Origin of the sequence: Spirillospora sp. NPDC000708 (assembly GCF_040299565.1) — a bacterium.
Taxonomy (GTDB): Bacteria; Actinomycetota; Actinomycetes; order Streptosporangiales; family Streptosporangiaceae; genus Spirillospora.
In genome coordinates, this window is sequence record NZ_JBEPCJ010000020.1 from 86,608 (window position 1) to 110,829 (window position 24,222).

Annotated in this window: 24 protein-coding genes and 1 riboswitch; of the genes, 15 read left to right on the forward strand and 9 right to left on the reverse strand. The window is 71.9% G+C overall.

The features are described from left to right. Positions 1 to 142 precede the first annotated feature (142 nt). Positions 143 to 412 carry a LuxR C-terminal-related transcriptional regulator gene (locus tag ABT299_RS16980; protein WP_372442464.1) on the forward strand — a complete coding sequence of 90 codons (270 nt, stop codon included), beginning with the start codon at positions 143 to 145 and terminating at the stop codon, positions 410 to 412. Between the two features lie 299 nt (positions 413 to 711). Here the strand turns inward: ABT299_RS16980 and ABT299_RS16985 are convergent, their stop codons facing one another. Beyond that, positions 712 to 1,689: a C40 family peptidase gene (locus ABT299_RS16985; protein WP_347256806.1), complete on the reverse strand. Its 978-nt coding sequence runs from the start codon at positions 1,687 to 1,689 to the stop codon at positions 712 to 714. Positions 1,690 to 1,692: 3 nt separating this feature from the next. Next, a riboswitch (cyclic di-AMP (ydaO/yuaA leader) is annotated at positions 1,693 to 1,884 on the reverse strand. A gap of 327 nt (positions 1,885 to 2,211) precedes the next feature. Here ABT299_RS16985 and ABT299_RS16990 point away from each other — a divergent pair. From ABT299_RS16990 to ABT299_RS17020, 7 genes are all read left to right on the forward strand, one after another. Then, positions 2,212 to 2,742, forward strand: coding sequence for an amino-acid N-acetyltransferase (locus tag ABT299_RS16990; protein ID WP_387031923.1), 531 nt, complete (start codon positions 2,212 to 2,214; stop codon positions 2,740 to 2,742). Positions 2,743 to 2,748: 6 nt separating this feature from the next. After that, positions 2,749 to 3,636 (forward strand): RDD family protein, encoded by an 888-nt coding sequence (locus tag ABT299_RS16995; protein ID WP_433146720.1) that lies wholly within the window; start codon positions 2,749 to 2,751, stop codon positions 3,634 to 3,636. A 7-nt stretch (positions 3,637 to 3,643) separates the two neighbouring features. After that, a complete protein-coding gene (locus ABT299_RS17000; RefSeq protein ID WP_500251339.1) occupies positions 3,644 to 4,324 on the forward strand; it encodes an RDD family protein in 681 nt (226 codons plus the stop codon). A gap of 962 nt (positions 4,325 to 5,286) precedes the next feature. Next, positions 5,287 to 5,610 carry a histone-like nucleoid-structuring protein Lsr2 gene (locus ABT299_RS17005; protein WP_151543546.1) on the forward strand — a complete coding sequence of 108 codons (324 nt, stop codon included), beginning with the start codon at positions 5,287 to 5,289 and terminating at the stop codon, positions 5,608 to 5,610. A gap of 352 nt (positions 5,611 to 5,962) precedes the next feature. Then, positions 5,963 to 8,497, forward strand: a complete 2,535-nt coding sequence (locus ABT299_RS17010; RefSeq protein ID WP_190859467.1) for an ATP-dependent Clp protease ATP-binding subunit — start codon at positions 5,963 to 5,965, stop codon at positions 8,495 to 8,497. 185 nt (positions 8,498 to 8,682) lie between these two features. After that, positions 8,683 to 9,084 carry a VOC family protein gene (locus ABT299_RS17015; protein ID WP_347256805.1) on the forward strand — a complete coding sequence of 134 codons (402 nt, stop codon included), beginning with the start codon at positions 8,683 to 8,685 and terminating at the stop codon, positions 9,082 to 9,084. Between the two features lie 37 nt (positions 9,085 to 9,121). Continuing rightward, positions 9,122 to 9,778, forward strand: coding sequence for an ArsR family transcriptional regulator (locus ABT299_RS17020; RefSeq protein ID WP_190859465.1), 657 nt, complete (start codon positions 9,122 to 9,124; stop codon positions 9,776 to 9,778). Positions 9,779 to 9,826: 48 nt separating this feature from the next. Here ABT299_RS17020 and ABT299_RS17025 read toward each other — a convergent pair whose 3' ends face one another. Both ABT299_RS17025 and ABT299_RS17030 read right to left on the reverse strand, forming a co-directional pair. After that, entirely contained in the window at positions 9,827 to 10,759 is a 933-nt protein-coding gene (locus ABT299_RS17025) for a pyridoxamine 5'-phosphate oxidase family protein (protein WP_500251340.1), read from the reverse strand. Between the two features lie 52 nt (positions 10,760 to 10,811). Then, positions 10,812 to 11,429 (reverse strand): LysE family translocator, encoded by a 618-nt coding sequence (locus ABT299_RS17030; RefSeq protein ID WP_500251341.1) that lies wholly within the window; start codon positions 11,427 to 11,429, stop codon positions 10,812 to 10,814. A gap of 110 nt (positions 11,430 to 11,539) precedes the next feature. Here ABT299_RS17030 and ABT299_RS17035 point away from each other — a divergent pair, with 110 nt between their 5' ends. Further along, positions 11,540 to 11,992 carry an Lrp/AsnC family transcriptional regulator gene (locus ABT299_RS17035; RefSeq protein WP_500251342.1) on the forward strand — a complete coding sequence of 151 codons (453 nt, stop codon included), beginning with the start codon at positions 11,540 to 11,542 and terminating at the stop codon, positions 11,990 to 11,992. 43 nt (positions 11,993 to 12,035) lie between these two features. Here ABT299_RS17035 and add read toward each other — a convergent pair whose 3' ends face one another. Together add and ABT299_RS17045 are read right to left on the reverse strand one after the other, a co-directional pair. Further along, complete coding sequence (gene add / locus ABT299_RS17040; RefSeq protein WP_500251343.1) at positions 12,036 to 13,010, reverse strand: adenosine deaminase; 975 nt, start codon at positions 13,008 to 13,010, stop codon at positions 12,036 to 12,038. An 84-nt stretch (positions 13,011 to 13,094) separates the two neighbouring features. Continuing rightward, positions 13,095 to 13,967 carry an HhH-GPD family protein gene (locus ABT299_RS17045; RefSeq protein ID WP_500251344.1) on the reverse strand — a complete coding sequence of 291 codons (873 nt, stop codon included), beginning with the start codon at positions 13,965 to 13,967 and terminating at the stop codon, positions 13,095 to 13,097. Positions 13,968 to 14,036: 69 nt separating this feature from the next. On the opposite strand from ABT299_RS17045, the gene ABT299_RS17050 reads away from it, so the two are divergent. Then, on the forward strand, positions 14,037 to 14,651 hold the full coding sequence (locus ABT299_RS17050) for a hypothetical protein (RefSeq protein WP_500251345.1): 615 nt from the start codon (positions 14,037 to 14,039) through the stop codon (positions 14,649 to 14,651). A 12-nt stretch (positions 14,652 to 14,663) separates the two neighbouring features. Here the strand turns inward: ABT299_RS17050 and disA are convergent, their stop codons facing one another. The 4 genes from disA to ABT299_RS17070 all read right to left on the reverse strand — a co-directional run bounded on the left by disA (position 14,664) and on the right by ABT299_RS17070 (position 19,518). Then, entirely contained in the window at positions 14,664 to 15,746 is a 1,083-nt protein-coding gene (gene disA / locus ABT299_RS17055; RefSeq protein WP_190859451.1) for a DNA integrity scanning diadenylate cyclase DisA, read from the reverse strand. Positions 15,747 to 15,859: 113 nt separating this feature from the next. Further along, positions 15,860 to 17,305, reverse strand: coding sequence for a DNA repair protein RadA (gene radA / locus ABT299_RS17060; protein WP_190859449.1), 1,446 nt, complete (start codon positions 17,303 to 17,305; stop codon positions 15,860 to 15,862). Between the two features lie 310 nt (positions 17,306 to 17,615). Continuing rightward, entirely contained in the window at positions 17,616 to 18,668 is a 1,053-nt protein-coding gene (locus ABT299_RS17065; protein ID WP_433146750.1) for an alpha/beta fold hydrolase, read from the reverse strand. Positions 18,669 to 18,819: 151 nt separating this feature from the next. Further along, the gene (locus tag ABT299_RS17070) at positions 18,820 to 19,518 is read right to left on the reverse strand and encodes a class I SAM-dependent methyltransferase (protein ID WP_500251346.1); all 699 of its coding nucleotides are present in this window, start codon (positions 19,516 to 19,518) and stop codon (positions 18,820 to 18,822) included. Between the two features lie 157 nt (positions 19,519 to 19,675). Between ABT299_RS17070 and ABT299_RS17075 the strand changes: the two genes are divergently transcribed. The 5 genes from ABT299_RS17075 to ABT299_RS17095 all read left to right on the forward strand — a co-directional run bounded on the left by ABT299_RS17075 (position 19,676) and on the right by ABT299_RS17095 (position 24,207). Beyond that, the gene (locus tag ABT299_RS17075; protein WP_190859443.1) at positions 19,676 to 20,560 is read left to right on the forward strand and encodes a sugar phosphate isomerase/epimerase family protein; all 885 of its coding nucleotides are present in this window, start codon (positions 19,676 to 19,678) and stop codon (positions 20,558 to 20,560) included. Then, a complete protein-coding gene (locus ABT299_RS17080) occupies positions 20,557 to 21,156 on the forward strand; it encodes a TetR/AcrR family transcriptional regulator (RefSeq protein ID WP_500251347.1) in 600 nt (199 codons plus the stop codon). The genes ABT299_RS17075 and ABT299_RS17080 overlap by 4 nt, the downstream gene beginning before the upstream one ends. A 109-nt stretch (positions 21,157 to 21,265) precedes the next feature. Then, the gene (locus ABT299_RS17085) at positions 21,266 to 21,997 is read left to right on the forward strand and encodes an ABC transporter ATP-binding protein (RefSeq protein WP_387031951.1); all 732 of its coding nucleotides are present in this window, start codon (positions 21,266 to 21,268) and stop codon (positions 21,995 to 21,997) included. Then, on the forward strand, positions 21,994 to 22,728 hold the full coding sequence (locus ABT299_RS17090; RefSeq protein ID WP_500251348.1) for an ABC transporter permease: 735 nt from the start codon (positions 21,994 to 21,996) through the stop codon (positions 22,726 to 22,728). The genes ABT299_RS17085 and ABT299_RS17090 overlap by 4 nt, the downstream gene beginning before the upstream one ends. Before the next feature lie 96 nt (positions 22,729 to 22,824). Continuing rightward, positions 22,825 to 24,207 (forward strand): LCP family protein, encoded by a 1,383-nt coding sequence (locus ABT299_RS17095; protein ID WP_500251349.1) that lies wholly within the window; start codon positions 22,825 to 22,827, stop codon positions 24,205 to 24,207. The last annotated feature ends 15 nt before the right edge of the window (positions 24,208 to 24,222 follow it).

Sequence of the window (24,222 nt, forward strand, 5' to 3'; positions counted from 1 at the left end):
CCCCGCACGACCCCGCAATCGGCCCATCGGCCACCTCCGGCCAAGCTCGCGAGACGGAAAAGGAACCCGACCCGATGATCTGAGTCCGGAAGGCTCCGGACCCGGCAACCCAACGCATGCAGTTCGAGGGCCCAACCCGTGCCTGTGCAGCGGACGGCTGCATCCCCGCGGTCATCAACCACGGACGAGGGAGGACGGAGTGGAAACAGCCACACTCGATTTCGGGCTGAGCGACGAGGAGATCAGGTTGCTCGCCCAGATCGCCAGCGGTGTCACCGCTGATGTGGCGGCGCGCAAGCTGGAACTGAGCGCACGGACCTTGCGCCGCAGGTTGCGGAACATCTGCGACCGGCTGGAGGTCAACACCCCTATCGAGGCCGTGGTGTGGGCGGCCAGAAGGCAGCTCATCTAGCGCGACCCGACGACGCCCGTCAGGGGACGGCGGGCGTCATCACCCGGAAACCAGCCCGACCGGAAGCAAGTCCAGCGATACGAACTCGTCCGACCCCGCAGCGGCGGCGCCCTACGCCCGGCAGGTAGGTCCCTGCAAGAGCGCAGCGCCGCCGCGGACGCAGTTCACATCACCTTGCACCGGGCTGTCTGGTGCCGGCTCTCCAGCCGGCACCCGCCGCTGCCGTGTGTTCTGCGGCCATCGGCTCTGCTGCCGACGCGTCTCTAGGGGCGTCTGTCGTGCGGGCGTCTGCCGAGCGCTCAGGCGACGCGGACCACGCCGGCGATCGGCCGACCGGCCAGGGACGCGATGCGGACGACGTCGCCGGTGTGCGGGGCGTGGATCATCTTGCCGCCGCCCACGTACATCCCCATGTGGTGCAGGTCGGAGTAGAAGAAGATCAGGTCGCCCGGCTGCATCTGGCTCTCCGAGACGTGGGTCCCGGCGTTCCACTGGCTGCCGGTGTAGTGCGGCAGGTTGATGCCGACCTGCTTGTAGGCCCACATCGTCAGCCCCGAGCAGTCGAACGTGGTCGGCCCCGCGGCGCCCCAGACATAGGGGCTGCCGAGCTTGCTCATCGCGTACCGGAGCGCCTCCGCGGCCTTGCCCTCGCCGATGACGGGCAGCTTCGCCAGCAGGGACGGGTCCTTCTTGACGGCCTTGCCGCGGACCTTCTCGTAGGCGGTGGTGACCTTCTTCTTCTGCGCGGTGAGCTGCGCCTTCAGCTGCGTGACCTGCTGGGCGCGCTCCTCGGCGGACTTGCGCGCGCGCTGGGCGGACTGCATCGCCTGCATGAGGCCGAGGACCTGCGTGCTGTCCTGGGTGGCGAAGTAATTGAGGGTGGCGGCGCGGTCGAGGACGACCTGCGGGTCCTGGGCGGAGATGAACGAGACCGTGGGGTCGGTGCCGCCCTGCATGTAGCTCGTGGCGGCCAGGCTGCCGACCTTCTCGCGCAGGCCCTCCAGGGACTTCTGCTGGCGCTCGGCGTTGCCGGCGGCGACCTTGGCCGCCTGCTGCGACTGCTCCAGCTTCACCTTCAGGCCGTTGTACTGCTCGGTGAGCTTCTCCAGCTGGTCCGCCAGCTTGAACGCCTGGTCCTTGAGCTCCTTGGCCGACGGGTCGGGGTCGGCGTGCGCCATCGAGAGCGAATGCGGGACCACCACGTGGGGCGTGATGGAAAGGGCGACGAGCGCGCCGGCGATCGTGAGCGCCCGGACACGGAAACGAGCCGTCCGCACCAAATCTCCTCTCCTCGTCCGCCTACCGAGTTAGCTGACGGGTTCGGGCCGGAGCAGCCCGTCCGCTGGGCGCGCGCGCATCCCTCCACGCGGCTGCGGATTCACCCCAGACGGCATCGGCTCAGGGTGCTCCCCCGAACGCTCCGAAAGTGGGTCCCCGGCTCCTCGGGGCGCTGGTTGCGGCCCGTGGACTCGGCGGTCCGGCCTCCGCCTCGCGGAAGGCCGACGTCAGAGCGGGACACTAACGGAAGCGCCATTGGATGCCAACCAGAACATGCGAATTCGCAGGTCGTGGCGGACGGTACGGGGGGTAAGCGGCGGTTGCGGACGGCACCGCTCCGGCCCGCCGTGGCGCCCGCGGGCCGGCACCTGTCAAGCCCGGGGCCACCCCCGGCCAGACCCGGAGCCCGCTCGGCCAGACCTGGAGCGCCCCTCGGCCACGTCCCGGAGCAGCGCCGGACCGGTGCCGGGTGGCCGCCGGTGGCCGGGGACGGGCGGCGAGTTCGGTAATCTCGCCTGTTTGTGGAAGTCGTCATCAGGCGTGCGCGCACCGCCGACGTTCAGGGGATTCGCAGGCTGGTCGATCTGTACGCGGGATCGGGCCGTCGCCTGCTCAAGAAATCGACGGTGAAGCTCTATGAGGACGTCCAGGAGTTCTGGGTCGCCGAGGACGTCCAGGGCGCCGGGCCGGGGGAGTCCGGGCCCATCGTCGCCTGCGGGGCGCTGCACGTGATGTGGGAGGACCTGGCGGAGGTCCGCTCGGTCGCGGTGGACAAGGGGTACGGCGGCCGCGGGCTCGGGCACCGCATCGTCTCCAAGCTCCTGGAGACGGCACGGGAACTCGGCGTCCGGCGGGTTTTCTGTCTTACCTTCGAAGTGGAGTTCTTCGCACGGCACGGCTTTCAGCAGATCCTGGGTACTCCGGTGGCGCCCGAGGTGTACGAGGAACTCCTCCGCTCCTACGACGAAGGCGTGGCAGAGTTCTTGGACCTCGACAGGGTCAAGCCCAATACGTTGGGCAACACACGGATGTTGCTTCGCCTGGAGGACTGACCCCACATGAGCGATTCCCCCAACCGCGGCCGGCCCTACGGGTCGTCGCAGGGGCCGGGCTCGTACGGCCCGCCGCCCCCCTACCAGGGTCCCCCGCAATGGCAGCAGCCCGAGCGGCAAGGCCAGGCTCAGCCGCCCGCACAGCAGTGGCAGTCACAGCAGCCGCAACAGCCCCAACAGCAGCAGTGGCAGCAGCAACAGCAATGGCAACAGCAGCAGCCATCGCAACAGCAGTGGCAGGAACCCCAGCAGGACCAGTGGGGGCAGCCCTCGTACGAGTCCTATGAGCCGTCCTACGACCAGTACGGCGGTTCCTCGGGCGGCGACATGCCGCTGGCGCCGATCCTGCGGCGCGCGGGGGCCCGCCTCATCGACAACACGCTCGTGGCGGCCTTCGGCTTCGCGCTCGTCCTCCCCATCACGGTCGGCGCGTTCGGGCTGGGGAAGCCCGGGAGCAAGACGGAGGACGACGGCGGCATCTGGAACTGGCCGATCATCTTCACGCTGTTCGCAGTCCTGTCCGTCCTGCCGTTCATCTACGAGGCCGTACAGCTGTCCATGTGGGGCCGGACGTTCGGCAAGCGCTTCTTGGGCATCGGCGTCGTCCAGGCCCGTCCGGCCGGGAACCAGCTGACGACGACGCAGGCCGTGTGGCGGGCCGCCATCACCCACGTGGGGTACCAGCTCGGCGTCTTCTTCTTCCTTGTCCTCGCCGTGATGGTGTGGCAGTACTTCGCCTACGGGATGCTGCTGGTCTGGGCGGGCGCGCTCATGGCGTACCTGTGGGCCATCTGGGACCAGCCCCTCCACCAGGCCCTGCACGACCGCGTCGCCGGCACCCTCGTCATCGACGAGCGCGCGGGATACGGCGAGTACGCCGAGTACGCGGAGTAGGTCCGCGATGGCGACTCCCCGAACGCCCGCGCAGGGGTCGGATGAGCCGTCCGGGACCGGGAGCGCCCTCCCGGACGGCGAACCTGCGCTGTACGGCCACCCCGCCGCTGATCCCGCCGATGACCTCGCCGCTGATCCTGTCGATGACCCCGTGGAGGGCGCCGCGGGGGAGGGGCCGGCGCTCGCCGAACCCGGGCAGCGCCTGCTGGCGCGCATCGTCGACACCCTCGTGGTCGGCCTGCCCGTCATCATCGTCGTGAAGGAGTTCGTGTCCGGCCACCAGCTGGACGTCGTCGCACCGCCCGCCGTGGCGGGCTGCATGCTGCTGTACGAGGCCGTGCAGCTCGCCCTGTGGGGGCAGACCCTCGGCAAGCGCTTCGCGGGGATCCAGGTCGTCCCGGATCCGTCCGTCCCTGAGGGCGCCCTCACGGGCGCGGAGCGGGCCGCGGCCCCTGAAACCTTCGCCGGTGCGCCTGAGGGCGGATACGGCCGTCCGAGCGTCCTGCGGGCCGTGTTGCGGGCCGCCGTGTACTCCGTGCCGATCGCGCTGCGGCCCGTCCACATTCTCGGCCTTCTGGCGAGCCTGTTCTGGGTGGCGAACGCCGGGTTCATATACGAGGGGACGCACCGCAGGGCCGTCCATGACAGGCTCGCCGGCACCCTGGTCGTAAAACGCCGCACGCCCTGATTCACCGGCGTTTGCGGCACTCTCGGAGTTGGCGGCGCGCCGTCCCGGGCGCGTCCGCCCCCGGCACGCGCTGATCACGTCGAGCGCCCGTGCGGGGCGCCGCGCGGCTTTGCCCCCGGCCCTGCGGGCCGCAGGGCTTTGGGGAGATCCTCGCGCCGTTTCGGACACCGGACTTCGCCGGGCAATGCCAGCTCGTTCCCGGCGTGTTCAGGTTACGGGCGGGATTCCCGGAGGATGTGTCTCGTGCCGGAAGGTCCCTCCGGTTTGGAGTTGCTTCCCGGTGCGCACGGAGTCGGCGTTCATTGGCCCCGCCGCACTTAGTCGGGATGGGACGCCGTCTCGCGTCGACCGGGCACCGAGGCGGAATCTGCCGCTTATCCCCCGATTTCGGGATGGACTGGTATCGGCGGGGTGACGCTCCGCCATCCCGCCGCCAGTTCCCGAGCGCCGGAAGGCAACAGATTTTCGTCCCGGCATCGCGACCCGTAATCCCTCGACATCCGCCGGTAGCGGCGCTGTGGTCCCGGTCGGGCGGGCTCCGGGCCGGTCTGCCGGGTATTCCGGGCGCGTGCCCCGGTTAGTGCCGTTACGGCAGGGCTAATCGTCGGCAAGCGGTGCGGGTGTGCCCACCCTGTTAAGGTCCCGGTGGAACCTTTTCCAGTCGAGGTCCCCCCGACGGAATGCCTCGGCGCCCCGATACCTGGTCCAATGCGCCTTCGCCGGCCCAGGTCAGCGCCGTGCGCCGTGACGCCGGTCACCCCGAAATCCGCGGCCCTGTCCGTCCCCGGTAATTGAACGGCGCCCCATCCGCCCGGCCCGCGCCGCCCTCCGCGCACCGGTGGTCATGCCGTTACCGGCCGCCAAGGGATGTTCATCCTCGACTTGAATTGTCATCCGCAGACTTCCCGGTATATCTTTGTCAACCGAATGCATAGTTTGCTCCAGCCGAAAGGTCTGTCCCCATGGCACAGAAGGTTCAGGTGCTTCTCGTCGACGACCTCGACGGTGGCGAGGCGGACGAGACCGTAGCGTTCTCGATCGACGGCGCCTCCTACGAGATCGACCTCAGTGGCGCCAACGCTAAGAAGCTGCGGGATTCTCTGCTGCCGTTCGTGGAGAAGTCGCGCAAGGCCGGCACGGTCAACAAGCGGCGCCGCCCGCGCGGCGCGTCCAGCCGCGAGCGCAGTGCCGAGATCCGCGCCTGGGCCAAGAACAATGGCATCAAGGTCAACGAGCGCGGCAGGATCCCGGCCACCGTGATCGAGCAGTACGAGGCGGCGAACTGACCCGCCACCCCCGCGCCGGCGGCCCGTCTCCCTCCATGAGACGGGCCGTTCGCTTGTGGCGTAGCGCCCGCCCGGTTTCCCGTCCGCCCGGGCGAGGTACACCGGGACTTCGCCCCCATTCGGCGATCCTCGGACGCGACCCCGAACGACCTGCGGAAAGCCCCCGTTCGCTTGGGGCGTAGCGGGAACATGACGCACCGATGCGGTAGTTGGATGAGACTGAACAGCGCTTAGCTGGGGAACGTCTCCTGGTGGGAGTGCACCGGGCGGCCTCCTCGGGGCGGGCTAGCATGCGGAAGGACAGTTCCGGACGTTCCGGACTCTGCCCAACCGCTCTGTGAGGAGCGACGAGATGTTCGAGAGGTTCACCGACCGCGCGCGGCGGGTTGTCGTCTTGGCCCAAGAAGAGGCCAGGATGCTCAACCACAACTACATCGGCACCGAGCACATCCTCCTGGGTCTGATCCACGAGGGTGAGGGCGTCGCTGCCAAGGCCTTGGAGAGCCTGGGGATCAGCCTGGAGGCGGTTCGCCAGCAGGTCGAGGAGATCATCGGCCAGGGCCAGCAGGCGCCGTCGGGCCACATCCCGTTCACTCCGCGCGCCAAGAAGGTCCTTGAGCTGTCACTGCGCGAGGCGCTGCAGCTCGGCCACAACTACATCGGCACGGAGCACATCCTGCTCGGCCTGATCCGGGAGGGTGAGGGCGTCGCCGCCCAGGTGCTGGTCAAGCTCGGCGCCGACCTCAACCGGGTGCGCCAGCAGGTCATCCAGTTGCTGCACGGCTACCAGGGCAAGGAGCCGGCCGCCTCCGGCGGCCCCTCGGAGTCCGCGCCGTCCACCTCCCTTGTGCTCGACCAGTTCGGCCGCAACCTGACGCAGGCCGCGCGCGAGGGCAAGCTGGACCCGGTCATCGGCCGGGACAAGGAGATCGAGCGGGTCATGCAGGTGCTGTCCCGCCGCACCAAGAACAACCCGGTCCTCGTGGGCGAGCCCGGCGTCGGTAAGACCGCCGTCGTCGAGGGCCTGGCGCAGAAGATCGTCAAGGGCGAGGTCCCGGAGACGCTGAAGGACAAGCAGCTCTACACCCTCGACCTGGGCGCGCTGGTCGCCGGCTCCCGGTACCGCGGCGACTTCGAAGAGCGCCTGAAGAAGGTGCTCAAGGAGATCCGCACCCGCGGCGACATCATCCTGTTCATCGACGAGCTGCACACGCTCGTCGGCGCGGGCGCCGCCGAGGGTGCGATCGACGCCGCCAGCATCCTCAAGCCGATGCTGGCCCGCGGCGAGCTGCAGACCATCGGCGCCACCACGCTCGACGAGTACCGCAAGCACCTGGAGAAGGACGCCGCGCTGGAGCGCCGCTTCCAGCCGATCCAGGTCGCCGAGCCGTCGCTGTCGCACACGATCGAGATCCTCAAGGGCCTGCGGGACCGCTACGAGGCGCACCACCGCGTGTCGATCACCGACAGCGCGCTGGTCGCGGCCGCGCAGCTCGCCGACCGCTACATCAGCGACCGGTTCCTGCCGGACAAGGCGATCGACCTCATCGACGAGGCCGGTTCGCGGATGCGCATCCGCCGGATGACCGCGCCGCCGGACCTGCGCGAGTACGACGAGAAGATCGCCGACGTGCGGCGCGAGAAGGAGTCCGCGATCGACGCGCAGGACTTCGAGAAGGCCGCCGCGCTGCGCGACTCCGAGAAGCAGCTGCTCGGCCAGAAGGCGCAGCGGGAGAAGGAGTGGAAGGCCGGCGACATGGACGTCGTCGCCGAGGTCACCGACGAGCTGATCGCCGAGGTCCTCGCCACCGCCACCGGCATCCCGGTCTTCAAGCTGACCGAGGAGGAGTCCACCCGGCTGCTGCGCATGGAGGACGAGCTCCACAAGCGCGTCATCGGCCAGGAGGACGCCATCAAGGCGCTCTCGCAGTCGATCCGCCGCACCCGCGCCGGCCTGAAGGACCCGAAGCGTCCCGGCGGCTCGTTCATCTTCGCCGGCCCGTCCGGCGTCGGTAAGACCGAGCTGTCCAAGACGCTCGCGGAGTTCCTGTTCGGCGACGAGGACGCGCTGATCCAGCTCGACATGTCCGAGTTCATGGAGAAGCACACGGTCTCGCGGCTGTTCGGCTCCCCGCCCGGCTACGTCGGGTACGAGGAGGGCGGCCAGCTGACGGAGAAGGTGCGCCGCAAGCCGTTCTCGGTCGTCCTGTTCGACGAGATCGAGAAGGCCCACCAGGACATCTTCAACTCGCTGCTGCAGATCCTGGAGGACGGCCGCCTCACCGACGCGCAGGGCCGCGTCGTGGACTTCAAGAACACCGTCATCATCATGACGACGAACCTGGGGTCCAAGGACATCTCCAAGGGCGTCTCCATGGGGTTCGCCCGGCAGAACGACGAGCAGGGCTCGTACGACCGGATGAAGGCCAAGGTGTCGGAGGAGCTCAAGCAGCACTTCCGTCCCGAGTTCCTCAACCGCGTCGACGACACGGTGGTCTTCCACCAGCTCACCCCGAAGGAGATCATCCAGATCGTCGATCTGATGATCGCCCGGGTGGACGAGCGGCTGAAGGACCGCGACATGGGCATCGAGCTGCGCCAGGAGGCCAAGGACCTGCTGGCCATCCGGGGCTACGACCCGGTCCTCGGCGCCCGGCCGCTGCGCCGCACGATCCAGCGGGAGATCGAGGACAACCTGTCCGAGAAGATCCTGTACAACGAGCTCAAGCCGGGCCAGATCGTGATCGTCGGCACCGAGGGCTTCAACCCGGAGGACAAGGACACGGCGGAGAACGCCAAGTTCACCTTCCGGGGCGTGCCGAAGCCGTCCGCCACGGTCCCCGACGCCCCGCCCATCGAGGGCGCGGTCAACTTCAACAAGGACTGATCACCTCAGCCCTCGGCAGGGCCCGCACCGACCTGGTCGGTGCGGGCCCTTCCGCATGTCCGGCCCTTCCGCATGTCGGGCCCTTCCACATGTCGGGCCCTTCCACATGTCGGGGACGACCGCATGCCCGGGACGTCCGCGGGGAAGATCGCTCCGACCGATCCTCCGACGCCGCTGGAGCCGACGTGAGCCGCCCGCCGCGCATGACCCTGTCCGCCCCCGTCCTCGACGCTCCCGATCCGCACGCCCTGGCCGCGTTCTACCGCCGCCTCCTCGGCTGGACGGTGGTGCAGAACGAGCCGGACTGGGTGAAGATGCGCCCTCCGGGCGGGGGAACGGGGCTGTCGTTCCAGCGGGAGCCGATCCACGTCGCGCCCACGTGGCCGGCCGCCGAGGGCGCGCAGCAGATCCAGATCCATCTGGACGTCGAGGTGGACGACCTGGAGGCGGCGTCCCGGCACGCAGAGGAGGCGGGCGCCGTCCTCGCCGATTTCCAGCCGGACGATGACGTCCGCGTCTTCCTCGACCCGGTCGGCCACCCGTTCTGCCTGTTCCTCCGGGAGCCCGAATCCCCCACGGAGCTGTGAGCCCTGGGTTGTCGGAGGCCGCTCCTAGTATTCGAACATGCGATCGAATGTGGTGGGTTCGGCGGCGGAGTTCGGGCGGCCTCGCGGCCGCTCGCTGGACGCGGCGTTCCAGCGCGACCTGCGCGCGCCCGCCCCGCCGCAGTTGCCGATCTTCAGATCACGGTTGCAGGGGGAACTGCTCGGCCGGCTCCTGCTCGGGCCCCGGCGCGAGGCGTCGATGCTCGATCTCGCGGTGATGCTCCGCACCGACCTCGGCTCGGTGATGCGGGAGGTGGAGCGGCTGTCGCGGGCCGGCGTCCTCGCCCTGCGCCGCACGCTCGCCGGGCGGCTGGTGTCCCGCGACGAGGGGAGCCCGCTGTACGAGCCGCTCGCCCGCCTGGTCATGCTGACGTTCGGCCCCGCGGCCGTGGTCGCGGAGGAGTTCGGCCGGCTCCCGGCCGTCCGCGAGGCGCACCTGTTCGGCCCCTGGGCGGCCCGCTACGCGGGCGTGCCGGGCGAACAGCCCGGCGACGTCGAAGTACTGCTGGTCGGCGAGCTCGGGCGCGAGACGGCTTTCGACGCGGCCCAGGAGGCGGCCGCCCGGCTCGGCCTCCCCGTCCACCCGGTCGTCCGCACGCCCGCCGAGTGGGCGGACGACGCCGACCCGTTCCTCCGCGAGATCCGCGCCGGGCACGTGCACACCGTCGTCCGCTGAACGCCGCTCAGGGGCGCCGGGGCGGCTGCGGGGTCACCGGCCGCCGGGTCACCGCACGATGTCGTAGCCCGCGCTGCGGGCGCGGCGCAGGGCGACGCGCATGGCCACCCCTATCCCGAGCCGGTAGAGGAGCTTGGACGGCGGCGTCCGGTAGGCGAGTTCGGTGTGCGGGGCGTAGCGGACCTGCGGGCCGCTGTCCAGCCAGCCCGTGTGGACGCGCTGGTGCTGCCCCTGCACGTACTTGCTGAAGGAATGGGCGGTCAGGCCGGCGCGGCGTCCCCCGTCGGGGAGGACTCCGAGCGGGACGTGGAGCAGTATCCCCTCGGCGTCCTGGCCGCTGAAGCCGACGGGGATCACCATGGGGAAGCCGTCGGCGCCGGTCCACCCGAGCAGGGCGTCGGGAAGGCTCGCGAGCCGGTGCGCCGCCTTGACGTGGTCGATGCGCGGACCGGTGCCGAGGCCCGGTGCCTTCTGCGGCGGCGGCGGGCCGGGCAGCGGGGGTCCGAAGACCTCCGGGCTCCCCTTGCAGGAGAGGTCCGGCCACACGATCAGCCGCTCGACCGCGATGTCGATGACCACGCGGGTGTAGTAGGGGCGCAGCCAGGGGCCCCAGAAGGGGCCGGTGGCGCGCGGTCCGTCGAAGCGCTCCCAGTCCGCGCCCAGGGACGCGGGATAGTCGTCGCGCGGGGCCGAGAGCGACGCGGTGCCCTGGACCAGCACGTACTCCGGACGGTCGCTGTAGCCGTGCAGCCGGGTGTGGAAGGCCAGGGCCACGCGGGGATCCCGCCTGATCCGCTCCAGCTTCTTCCAGCCCCCGGCCGAGCTGTTCACGGTCACGGTGCCGGCGTCGCGGTCCCGTGCCCCGAAGTTCGTCACCGGGGTGAGCACCACGCCGCGGGCCGGCGTGACCGAGGCGAGCATGACGGCCTGGTCGCCGCCGATGATGTCATCGACGCCGTCGGGCCAGTGCGCGGTGCTCATCGGTCGCCTCCTCGGCTCGGCGACCGCCACTCTAACAGACATACTTGTTTGTTTAGAAGAAGAGGCGGTCGACGAGCAGCCAGGCGCCGAGGCCCGCCATGGCGGCGCCGGACAGCCGGCCCATCGAGCGGGCGGCGGCGGGACGGCCCTTCAGCGCGCCGCGGGCGACGGTGCCGAGGGCCAGGTAGAACAGCGCGCAGGTCGCCATGTAGGTCGTGCCCAGGACGCCGATCTGGCCGGCGACCGGCCAGCGGCCGTCCGGGTCCGTGAACTGCGGCAGCAGCGCGACGAAGATCAGCAGACCCTTGGGGTTGAGGCCGCTGACGCCGATGCCGCGCAGGAAGATCCGCCATTCGGTGCCCTCGGGCCCGGCGCCCTGCGGGTCGGGCGCGGCCGGGCGCATGAGGGTCGCGGTCCCGTGCCACACGAGATAGGCCCCGCCGACGAGCGTGAGGCCGGTGAGGAGGTCCGGGGAGCCGGCGACGAGCGCCCCGACCCCGGCCGCGACGACGACCGTGACGGCGGCGTACCCGGTGACCAGCCCGCTCACCGCGGAGAGGACGGAGCGCCCGCGCAGCCCCGCGCTGATCGTGAAGGCCCAGTCCGCTCCGGGGACGGCGATGAGCAGGAACGCGACCGACCAGAAGGCGAGGACGGAGCCGGTGGCCATGGCGGGAATCCCCTCGTATGGCGGTTGATGAGGGGAGAATATGTTTGATCTGCCGAAATGTGCTGCCAAGTTTCACCAGAACACGCCGCCGGCGTGGAAGGATCTTCTGCATGGACGCCATCGACCGGAAGATCGTTGCGGTGCTCCAGGAGGACGGCCGGGCGACGATCACCGAGGTGGCGGCGCGGGTCGGGCTGAGCGTCTCGCCCTGCCACCGGCGGCTGCGGGAGCTGGAGCGCAACGGGACCATCCGCGGATACCGGGCGGTCGTGGACGCCGCCGCCCTGGGGCTGACGTTCCAGGCGCTGGTGTTCGTCACCATGCGGCAGGAGGACCGGGAGACCCTGCTCGGCTTCGAGGCGGCGGTCGAGCGGGTCCCGGAGGTCGTCCAGGCGCAGCGGCTGTTCGGCGACCCCGACTACCTGCTCCGCATCGTCACCGCCGACCTGACCGCCTACCAGGAACTGGAGGACGACGTGCTCTCCGCGCTGCCCGGCGTCCAGCGCCTGAACTCGACGCTCGTGATGAAGCACATCGTCAACGACCGCCCGCTGCCCACGTGACCCCCCGGCCGGCGCCCACCTGACGGCCCGGCCGGCGCGTGGGTCAGGTGGCCGCGAGCCACGTCTCGATCTCGCGGTTGAGGCGGGCCTTGGTGGACGCGGAGGCGAAGGAGGCGTCCACGCCGGCGCGGGCCAGGTCGGCGAGCGCGGCGTCGTCGTAGCCGAACGCGTCGCGGACGCGGGCGTACTCGGTGGCGAGCGGCGCGCCGATCAGGGCGGGGATGTCGGTGTTCACGGTGACGATCAGCCCCGCGTCGCGGAGGCGGGGGAGGGGGTGGTCGGCGAGGGACGCCGCGAAGCCCAGGGCGACGTTGGACGACGGGCAGACCTCGAGCGGGATCTTCCGTTCGCGGACCTCGGCGACCAGGTCCGGGTCGTCCAGGACGCGGATGCCGTGGCCGAGGCGCTCGGTGCGCCCGGGGCCGAGCGCCTGCCGGATGCTGGCCGGTCCCTCGCCTTCCCCCGCGTGGTGGACGACGTGCAGGCCGGCGTCGCGGGCCGCCGCGAACACCTCGGTGAACGGGTCGCCCGGGTACGACTCGTCGCCCGCCAGACCGACGGCGACGACGCCCTCGTGGCGGCGCGCGAGCTCCAGCGTGTGCCAGGCCCGCTCGACGGAGCGGCGGCGCGAGTGGTCCAGGAGCAGCCCGACCTCGATGCCGAACGCCTCGCGTCCGGCGGCCAAGCCCTCGCGGACCGCCGTGAGCGGCATGTCGAGGTCGCCGAGCCGCTCGCCGTGCGCGGCGGCGGTGAAGGAGACCTCGGCGTAGCGGGTGCCCTGCGCCGCCTCGTCCTCGCAGAACTCGTAGGCGATCCGCCGGAAGTCGGCGGGCCGCCGCAGGCACGTGCGCACCAGCTCGTTCTGGGCGAAGAAGGCGGCGAAACCGCCGAAGGTCCCGCCGTCGCGAGGCACCTCGACCCCGTTCGCGTCACCGATGGCTCTGAGCGTGTCCCACCGGACGGTGCTCTCCAGGTGGACGTGCAGGTGGGCTTTCGGCAGGCTCAAGAGGTCGCGCACCCGCCGAACGGTACGACCCCACCGGCCCGCCCGACCACCCAATATCCCCGCAGACCGCCCCCGTGCCGGCGTCGGCGCGGTCGCTCAGGTGGGGAGGGTGTAGCGGCCGTCGTCGAGGGGGTCGACGAGGCCGTCCGCTATGAGCGCGTCAAGGGCGCGTTCGCGCTGTAGGGCGTCGGACCAGACGACGTCGAGGGCGGGCTTCTCCACGGGCCCGTCGGCGTCGCGGAGGACGGCGAGGAGGCGGCCCCGGCACTGGCGGTCGGTGCCCGCGTAGGTCTGTCCCCGGCGGGGCGGGCCGTCGTAGGCGGGACGTCCGTTCAGATGCCAGGCGCACTGCGCGAGGACCGGGCAGTCGGCGCAGCGCGGCGTGCGGGCCGTGCAGACGAGCGCGCCGAGCTCCATGACGGCGACGGCCCAGCGCGCGGCGGTCGGCGGGTCGAGGGGCACCAGGCCCTCGGCGAGCGCCACCTCCGCCTTGGTCTGCGCCTTGGGCGGGTACTCCTCGCCTGAGACGAGCCGGGCCAGGACGCGGCGGACGTTGGTGTCGAGGACGGCGTGGCGCTGCCGGAACGCGAAGCTGGCGACGGCCGCGGCGGTGTAGGAGCCGATGCCGGGCAGGGCGAGCAGGTCGGCGTGCGACGAGGGGACCTCGCCGCCGTGCCGCTCGGTGATCGCGCGGGCGCTCTCGTGCAGGCGCAGCGCGCGGCGCGGGTAGCCGAGCCGGCCCCAGGCGCGGACGGCCTCGCCGGACGGTTCGGCGGCGAGCGCCGCGGGGGTGGGCCACCGCTCCATCCAGGCCCGCCAGACGGGCAGGACGCGGACGACGGGGGTCTGCTGGAGCATGATCTCGCTGACGAGGACGCCCCAGGAGGTGGCGTCGGCGGCGCGCCACGGGAGATCCCGCGCGCTCGCGGCGTACCAGTCGAGAATCGGATCGGTATAGGTGGAGTTCATGGCGGACCGCCATTGTGGCATGCGGCGGGTCGGACCCCTGTGCCGATTCAGCGAATGCATACTGACCGTATGGATACGGGTACCGAGCGTCATTTATCCCTGGACCGGTATTGGCGGCGCCGCGTGGCGGTGCTCGCCGGAACGGCCGGTGCGGTCGCGGCGCTGGCCTGGGCGTGCGGCGGCGGGAGCAGCGGGGGCGGCGAGAAGGAACCGGTCCGGAACGCCGGGGCGATCGATTCGGCCGCGCCCGCCCTGCCGCCGGGAGCGATACCGACGGTGACCGTCACCACGACCGTCACGCCGGAGGCCGCGGAGGCCGCGGAGGACGGCGCGCCGTGCAACGCGCACGACCTGGTGTTCACCATGTCGGCGGCGAAGACGTACGCGGCGGGGCAGGAGCCGCGGTTCGGCGTCACCGTCGTGAACACGAGCAGCGCGTCCTGCGGATTCGACGCTGGAACGCTCTCCGTCGTCGTCAGGTCCGGGAAAGACCGGATCTGGTCATCGGGGGAGTGCCTCAAGGCCGGGAAAGGAAAGCGGACGCTGCGGCGCGGCGTCCCCTCCACGGCCGCCTTCACCTGGGACCGCCGCCGCGGCTGCGGCGGCGCGCCCGCCCGGCCCGGAACCTACGTCGCGTCGCTGAAGGGCGGGAAGGCCGGCAAGCGGATCTTCCACCTCCGCTGACCCTCGCGACCGTCAGACGTAGCGTTCGAGGATCGACGACTCGGCGAGCCGCGACAGGCCCTCGCGGACGCTGCGGGCGCGGGACTCGCCGACCCCGCCGACGGCCTGCAGGTCGTCGATGCTCGCGGCGAGGAGCTTCTGCAGCCCGCCGAAGTGCTCCACGAGCCGCTCGACGACCATGCTGGGCAGCCGCGGCACCTTCGCCAGCAGCCGGAACCCCTTCGGGCTGACCGGCAGGTCGAGGGCGTCCGGCCCGGCGAACCCCATCACCTCCGCGACCGTGGACAGGTCGAGCAGCTCGTTGGCCGACAGCGTGTCCAGCGCGGACAGGATCGCCGACACGCCGCGGGCGCGGGTGTCGTCCGACGGGTAGTCGCGGACGATCAGCTCCCGGTCGACGTCGACGCCGGAGACCAGCTCGTCCAGCTGCAGGGAGAGCAGCCGGCCGTCGGTGCCGAGCTCGACGACGTAGCCCTCGATCTCGTCGGCGATGCGGCGCACCATCTCCAGCCGCTGCACGACCGCGCTGACGTCGCGGACCGTGACGAGGTCCTCGATCTCCAGCGCGGACAGCGTGCCGGACACCTCGTCGAGGCGCAGCTTGTAGCGCTCGAGCGTGGCGAGCGCCTGGTTGGCCTTCGACAGGATCGCCGCGGAGTCCTCCAGGACGTAGCGGATGCCGTCCAGGTAGAGCGCGATGATCCGCATCGACTGGCTCACCGAGATGACCGGGTGGGGCGTCTGGCGGGCGACGCGCTCGGCGGTGCGGTGCCGGGTGCCCGACTCCTCGGTGGGGATGGTGGAGTCCGGCACGAGGTGGACGGCGGCCCGCACGATGCGGGAGTGGTCGTTGTCCAGCACGATCGCGCCGTCCATCTTGGCCAGCTCGCGCAGCCGCGTCGCGGAGAACTCGACGTCGAGTTCGAAGCCGCCCGAGCACAGGTCCTCGACGGCCTGGTCGTAGCCGAGGACGATCAGCCCGCCGGTGTGCCCCCGCAGGATGCGTTCCAGGCCGTCGCGGATCTGCGTGCCCGGGGCCACCGCGGCGAGCGTGGCGCGGCGTCGTTCGTCATGAGCCTTGTCGTGTTCTGGCACCTGGCCCCCGGAGGTCGCTGGACGGCGTCAGTTTACCGAGCAGGGCGGTGACCCGGTTCCTCCCCTGGTCGCATCCCTCTGACGCGTGCCGTAATACTCTCGCGCTACCCGCGTCATGGCGCGGTAAAGGCGACCTGGAGCGCCTGTTGCAGGCTGTCGACCTCCATCACCTTCATGCCCTCGTAGCTCGTGAGCTGCGGGTCGGCGCGCTTGAGCGGCGAGCCGTCGGCGAGTTCCAGGGACCCGCGCGGGACGACGGCGTGCTTGAACCCGAGCCGGGCGGCCTCGGCGAGCCGCCGCTGCACGCCGGGCACGACCCGGACCTCGCCCGCGAGGCCGACCTCGCCGAGCGCGATCAGGCTGCTCGACAGCGCCTGCTCGACGGTGGACCCGGCGACGGCGAGGCCGAGCGCGAGGTCGACGGAGGTCTCGGCGAGCCGGACGCCGCCGACGGTGGAGACGTACACGTCCTGCTCGTGCATCGAGATCTTGCAGCGCTGGGCGAGGACGGCCAGCACCATCGCGACGCGGGAGGTGTCGAGGCCGGACGTGGCGCGCCGCGGCGCGGGCAGGTGCGACTTGGCGACGAGCGCCTGCACCTCCGCGACGAGCGGCCGGCGGCCCTCCAGCGTGACGGTGACGCACGTGCCGGGGACGGGCTCCTCGCGGCGGGTGAGGAACAGCCCGCTCGGGTCGGGCAGCCCGACGATCCCGACCTCCGACAGGTCGAAGCAGCCCAGCTCGTCGGTCGGGCCGTAGCGGTTCTTCACGGCGCGGATCATCCGGAGCCGGGAGTGCCGGTCGCCCTCGAAGTACAGGACGACGTCGACGAGGTGCTCCAGCAGGCGGGGGCCCGCGATCGCGCCCTCCTTGGTGACGTGGCCGACCAGCACGACGGTGATGCCGCGCTCCTTGGCGATCCTGATCAGGTTCGCGGCGACCTCGCGGATCTGCGTGACGCCGCCGGGCGCGCCGTCGACCTCGGACGTCCCGATGGTCTGGATCGAGTCGACGACCAGGAGGGTGGGCTCGACGGCGTCGACGTGCCCGAGGACGGCGGACAGCTCGGTCTCGGCGGCCAGGTACAGGTCGTCGGTGATGGCGCCGACCCGGTCGGCGCGCAGCCGGACCTGCTCGGCCGACTCCTCCCCGGTCACGTACAGGACGCGCCTGGCGGTGGCGGGGGCCTGCCGCGGGACGGCCGCCTCCGGCGGCGTGGACGCCAGCGCCGCGACCTCCAGCAGCAGCGTGGACTTGCCGATGCCGGGCTCGCCCGCGAGCAGCAGCACGGCCCCGGGCACGATGCCGCCGCCGAGCACGCGGTCGAGCTCGTCCAGCCCGGTGGGCCGGGTCTGCGCGTTCTGGACGTCGACCTGCCCGATCGGCTTGGCGGGCGTGCTGACGGGCCCGGCGGTCACGACCCGCGCGGGGGTGGCGGACGCCGCCTCGGTGACCGTGCCCCACGTCTGGCACTCGCCGCAGCGCCCCACCCACTTCGAGGTCTGCCAGCCGCATTCCGAGCAGCGGTAGGCGGCCTTCGCCGTCTTAGCCTTCGCCATGCCCCGAGACTCTAGAGCCCCCCGCCGACAGTCCGCCCCGAAAGCCCGCCCCACCAGCCCCGCCGGCTCGAACCCCCAGCCCCGCCGGCTCGAACCCCGGCCCCGTCGGCTCGAACCCCGGCCCCGGCGGCTCGAACCCCGGCCCCGGCGGGTTGAAGCTCAGCCGGCGTCACGGGCAGGCACGCGGAGCGAGTGCAGCGAGCGCAGCGGGCCTGCCCGACGGTCGGCGGCCTGTTTCGCGCGGAGCTCTAGCGGAGCGGGAAACAGGTTGCCGACCGCGACGGGGGTTCCAGGGGGTCGCCCCCCTGGGTCAACACTGCTTACGGGCGCGTTCGATGAGGTCGCCCAGGTGGTCGGAGACGATGCTGGGGCGTTCCAGCATGGCCATGTGGCCGGCGGTGGGGACGACCTCCAGGCGGGCGGACGGCACGCAGCCGGCGATCTCGAGGCTGTGCTCGACCGGGGTGAGCATGTCGTTCTCCGCGCCGATGACCAGGGTGTCGGCGGCGCCGAGGGCGGCGCAGTCGCTGATGACCTCGGTGGTGACCATCGAGTGGAGGAAGTCGATGAAGGCGTCCATCCGGGTCTCGGTCATCATCTGCTCGGCGAACGCGACGGCGGCGGGGCTGGCGTCGGGGCCGAAGGCGATGAGGTCCTCGATCAGCATGGAGCCGTCGCGGCCGAGGTGCCGGACCTTCTCGATGGCGGCGGAGCCGGCGCCGAGGGCGCGCAGGGCGCGCGGCAGGACGCGCTGGGTGGAGCGCGCGACGAGGGCCGGCAGGCCGAGGGTGACCTCGCCGAGGCCGCCGGACGAGGTGCACAGCAGCCCGGTGGCGGCGATCTTGCCGCCGACGAGCCCGGCGTTGGCGTCGGCGTACCGCATGGTGGTCATGCCGCCCATGGAGTGGCCGACGAGGACGACGGGCGTGTCCGCGGGGACGGTGGCGTCGATGACGGCGGCGAGGTCGCCCGCGAGGCGGTCGAGGGTGTAGCCGTCGCGGGCGCCGCCGTCGGAGCGGCCGTGGCCGCGCTGGTCCCAGAAGACGAGCCGGCCGAGGCCGCGCAGCGCCTTGCGCTGGAAGTGCCAGGAGTCCTGGGTGAGGGTCCAGCCGTGCGAGAACACGACGGCGAGGTCGGTGCGGTCCTCGCCGTCGATCTCGGCGTAGAGCCGGGTGCCGTCGTCGGCGCGGACGGGGACGGGGCGGCCGCGCAGGGAGCCGAACGGCTCCCCGGCGTAGGGGTCGGGCCGCAGCTGGAGGCGGCGGACGGCGCGGCGCTGCAGGGCCAGTCCCGCCCCGGCGCCGGCTCCGGCGAGCGCGGCGGCGGCGATCACATTGCGGCTCGTCCTGGCGGCACGGCCCATGGCCGGTTCCTCCGTTCCTTCGGGCGGACGCCGGCCGGGGGGCAGCGTCGCGGCGCCTTCGGCGCCGGTGGGGGTACGGCGCCAATTGTTGTACGCGGGGTCCAAGAGTGGCCACATCGGGACGCCGACTGTGACGGACTCGTCAGTAACCTCAGGCGCAACGCCACCACAGATTGACGGCGTAGTCCACTTCGAGGCCGGCATGCTCGCGCAGGAACTCGTCCGCGAGGTCGGCGGGGAACTCGATCCGCAGCACCGCCGCGAGGTCCTCCCGGCTCCCGAACGACCATTTGATCATCAGCGGCTCGCGGGTGAAGCCGCGCCGCGTCCAGAACCGCTCGACGGCCTCCGGGTCGTACTTCGGCAGCCCGCGCCGGAACCAGCGGCCGAACGTGGACCGGGTCGCGTCGTTGTCGATGACGAAGACCGCCCCGCCGCGCCGGACGACCCGGTCCAGCTCGGCGAGGCCCGGCTCGCAGCCCGGCCCGAAGAAGTACGCCCACCGGACGTGCACGACGTCGACCGACGCGTCCGGCAGCGGCAGCGCCTGCGCCGCGCCGACACGCACGGTGACGTTCGGAAGATCGCGGACGCGGCGCGCCGCGGCCCCCGCGAGGCCCGCGTGCGGCTCGATCCCGATCACCCGGTCCGCCTCCGCGGCGAAATGCGGCAGGTGGAAGCCGGTGCCGCAGCCGAGGTCCAGCACGGTCGCGCCCGTCCACGGCCGGATCGCGCGCATCGCCGCGTCCAGCACGCCGTCGGGGTCCACCGCGCGGTTCTCCAGCTCGTAGACCTGCGGGGAGTTCCAGATGTTCGGGCTCGGCACGGCGCCCGGCGCGATCTCGGCCACGGGAACAGAGCGTAGCCGCGCCCGGAGCGGCCCCTGCGGGAAGCAGCGCGGATCACTCGGGGCGAGGGTTTCATCACCGGCGCGGGCGCATAGGCTTTCCTTTACGAACACCGCCTCTCACGGACCCAGCCGAGCGATCATTCCTGGCGAGGAAGCCTTGACCCCGCAGCACAACGGCGCCCGTTCACCGGCCCTGCGCGTGCCGGACGCACCGATCACGCTGTCCACCGCGTCGGTCTATCCCGAGAAGGTGCCGAGCGCCTTCGAGATCGCCGCGCTGCTCGGCTACGACGGCATCGAGGTCATGGTGTCCACGGACGCGTCCTCGCAGGACCTCAACGTCCTGCGCCGCCTGTCCGACTACCACCAGGTCCCGATCAAGTCGATCCACGCGCCCTGCCTGCTGCTCACCCAGCGGGTCTGGGGCCGCGAGCCGTGGGGCAAGCTGGTCCGCTCCAAGGAGGTCGCCGAGGAGCTCGGCGCCGACGTCGTGGTCGTCCACCCGCCGTTCCGCTGGCAGCGCGACTACGCCAAGGAGTTCGTCGAGGGCCTGGCCCGCATGCAGGACGAGACGGACGTGCTGTTCGCGGTCGAGAACATGTTCCCGCTCAAGGCGCGCGGCGCCGAGGCCGGCATGTACCTGCCCGACTGGAACCCCGTCGACCAGGACTACCCGCACGTCACGCTGGACCTGTCGCACACCGCCGTGTCCGGTTCCGACGCCCTCGGCATGGCCGCGGGCCTCGGCGACCGGCTCCGCCACATCCACCTCGCCGACGGCGTCGGGATCACCAACAAGGACGAGCACCTCGTCCCGGGCCGCGGCAACCAGCCGTGCGGGCCGATGCTGGAGACGCTCGCCGAGTCCGGGTTCCGCGGGCACGTCGTCCTGGAGGTCAACACGCGCCGCGCGTCCAGCCGCGCCGAGCGCATGGAGGACCTGGCCGAGGCGCTCGCGTTCGCCCGGCTGCACCTGGCCGCCGCCGACCACACCTGGCAGGTCACCTCGGGCGGGGAGGTCACCCGCCGGGGCGCCCGGTGACCGAGGGGGCGCGCTCCGGGCGGACCGCGTCCGCGCGGGGCCGCCGGCCCGGCCCGACCGAGACGCGCGAGGCGATCCTCGCCGAGGCGCGCGAGATGTTCGCCGACAAGGGCTACGACGGGACGTCGCTGCGCGCGATCGCCCGCGCCGCCGGCGTCGACCCGGCGCTCGTGCACCACTTCTTCGGCACGAAGGAGGGCGTGTTCGTCGAGGCCATGCGGTTCCCGGTGGACCCGTCGGTCGTGCTGCCGCACTTGCTGTCGCAGCCGCGCGAGCGGCTCGGCGAGACGATCGTCCGGACGTTCCTGCAGGTCTGGGCCGACGCGGACCGGCGCGCGCCCATCCTGGCGATGCTGCGCTCGGCGATGACCAACGAGCGGGCGGCGGCGATGATGCGCGAGTTCGTGACGTCGGCGCTGCTCGGCCGCGCCGAGGCGGCCGGGTCCCTGCCGCGGCTGAACGTCCAGGCGGCGGTCGGGCAGATGATCGGCGTGATGATCCTGCGGTACGTGCTGCGGGTCGAGCCGATGGCGTCCGCGAGCGAGGACGAGCTGGTCGAGCTGGTCGCGCCGACCCTCCAGCGCTACCTGGACTGACGTCCCTCCCCGCACGGAGCCCCCGGACGGAACCCGCACGGGAACCGGGTGCGGAAACCGGACCTTCCCGGCTCTTGACCGGGCCTCCGCGCGGACTTAAATTCATCACATGATGAGTTCCAGTCCCGCCGTGGAAGTGCGGGACCTGCGGGTGGTGCGCGGCGGACGCGAGGTCCTGCACGGACTGAGCTTCGACGTCCCGCGCGGCCGCGTCGTCGGGCTGCTCGGCCCGAGCGGCTGCGGCAAGACCACCGTGATGCGGGCGCTCGTCGGCGTCCAGGTCGTCGAGAGCGGCCGCGTCACCGTCCTCGGGGAGGACGCCGGGTCGCGCGGACTGCGGAACCGCGTCGGCTACGCGACCCAGACCCCGGCCGTCTACGGGGACCTGACCGTCGCCGAGAACCTCCGTTACTTCGCCTCCGTGCTGGGCGCGCCGCGCGGCGACGCCGACCGCGTCATCGAGGAGGTCGGCCTCGCCGGCAACCGCGACCAGCCGGTCGCGACGCTGTCCGGCGGGCAGCACAACCGCGCCAACCTCGCCGTCGCCCTCCTCGGCTCGCCGGAACTGCTCGTCCTCGACGAGCCCACCGTCGGCCTCGACCCCGTCTTGAGGCAGGAGCTGTGGGCGCTGTTCCGGACGCTCGCCGGACGCGGCGTCACGCTCATCGTGTCCAGCCACGTCATGGACGAGGCGGGCCGCACCGACCGGCTGCTGCTGATGCGCGAGGGGCGCATCCTCGCCGACGGCGCCCCCGACGAGCTGCGCGAGCGGACCGGCGCCCCCGACCTGGAGGAGGCGTTCCTCCGCCTCATCGCCGAGACCGCCGGGAGCCCCGCGTGAACCCCGCGATCACCCTCGCCACCGCCCGCCGCATCCTCACCCAGCTCAGGCACGACCACCGCACCGTCGCGCTGCTGGTCGTCGTGCCGAGCCTGCTGATGATCCTGCTGCGGTACGTGTTCCAGGCGCCGGCGATGTTCGACCGGCTCGGCCCGATGCTGCTCGGGCTGTTCCCGTTCGTCGTCATGTTCGTCGTGACCAGCGTCGCCACGCTCCGCGAGCGCACCGGCGGCACCCTCGAACGCCTCATGAGCATGCCGCTCGGCAAGCTCGACCTGCTGCTCGGCTACGCGCTCGCGTTCGGGCTCGCCGCGCTGGTGCAGGTCGGCGTGGTCCTGGTGATCTCGCTGACCTGGCTTGGGCTGGACCTGACCGGCTCGCTCGGCTCCCTGGTCCTCGTCGCGGTGCTCGACGCGCTGCTCGGCATGGCCCTCGGCCTGTTCGCCAGCGCGTTCGCCCGCACCGAGTTCCAGGCCGTCCAGTTCATGCCGGCGTTCGTGCTGCCGCAGACGCTGCTGTGCGGGCTGATCATCCCGCGCGACCAGATGGCGGGATGGCTGGAGGCGGTCTCCCGGGTGCTGCCGCTGACCTACGCGGTGCAGGGCATGCAGGAGATCAGCGCCAAGCCCGGTTTCACCGGCACCCTCACGACGGACATCGCCGTGATCGCCGCCTTCACCGTCGTCGCCCTCCTCCTCGGCGCCGCGACCCTGCCGAGAAGGACGCCGTAGCCCGGAGGTTTACCCGGGGGCCGGGACCGGTCTCGATCAGGACGGACGGGTGAAACGCGCCTTAACCGCACTGATCGGGCTGGTAGCTTCTGCGCCATGACCCCCCGAGACCTCCCCGGCCCGCCGCTGCCGCAGCGGCCCGATGGGGCCCTGCCGCCGCACGCGGGACGCCACGCGTCCGGAGCCCCCGACGCCCCGGCGGGTCCGGGCGTCCCGGCAGGTCCGGGCGCTCCGTCCGGCCCCGGCGCGACCGGGGCCCACGCCGCGCCGGGCCTTGCCGGCCCCGGCGGTCCCGGCGGTCCCGGCATCGGCGGGCACGAGGGGCACGGTGCGCCCGGCGGGCCTGGCGGCCCGTCCGGACCCGGAGACGGCGGCCCCGGCGGTCCAGGCGGTCCCGGTGGTGAGGACCCCGACAGCGCGGCGTTCTGGGGCGGCGGACCCGGCGACGACGGCGACGGCGTGCGCCCGCGCAAGAAGCGCTGGCCGCGCGTCCTGCTCGCGATCGGCGTGTTCCTCGTGCTGCTCGTGGCGGGGATCGGCGGGCTGATCTGGCAGCGCCAGTCGTCGTACAACGGCAACATCCACCGGATCCAGGGCGTCATGCCGGGCGGCAAGCGGCCCGGCCCGAACAGCGCGGGCACCGAGAACTGGCTGCTGGTCGGCTCCGACACCCGCGCCGACGTCGGCACGACCGGAGACGGCGGCGGCGACCTCTGGAAGCCGGGCCAGCAGCGCACCGACACGATCATGCTGCTGCACCTCCCGGCGGACCGGAAGAAGGCGTACATCATCTCCTTCCCCCGGGACTCCTACGTGCAGATCCCCGGGTACGGCAAGCAGAAGATCAACGCCGCGTTCTCGTTCGGCGGGCCGAAGCTGCTGATCGAGACGATGGAGAACCTCACCGGCGTCCGGATCGACCACTACGGCGCGATCGACTTCGAGGGCTTCAAGTCGATGACGGACGCGCTGGGCGGCGTCACCGTCGACATCAAGCAGAGCGTGTACGACCCGGCCCGCAAGAAGCGGTGGAACGCCGGCCGGCAGAAGCTGAACGGCGAGGAGGCGCTGCTGTTCGTCCGGCAGCGCTACAACCTGCCGAACGGCGACTTCGACCGGATCAAGCGGCAGCAGGCGTTCCTCGGCGCGCTCGCCAAGCAGGCCGCGGACGGCGGCACGATCACCAACCCGCTGAAGCTCGACCGGTTCCTGTCGGCGTTCACCAAGTCGATCAGCGTCGACTCGAGCGAGTCGGCGGGGGACCTGCGCTCGCTGGCGCTGAGCCTGCGGCACCTGCGCGTCGGCGACGTGACGTTCCTTACGACGCCCTATAAGGGCACCGGGATGCGCAACAAGCAGAGCGTGGTCTTCCTGGACCCGGCCAAGGCGAAGACGCTGTTCGAGGCGGTGAAGACGGCCGGCATGCAGCAGTACGTCCAGAAGTACGGCGGCGGCCACGGCGTCGGCACGGTGTCCTGAGCGGGCTCCCGGGCC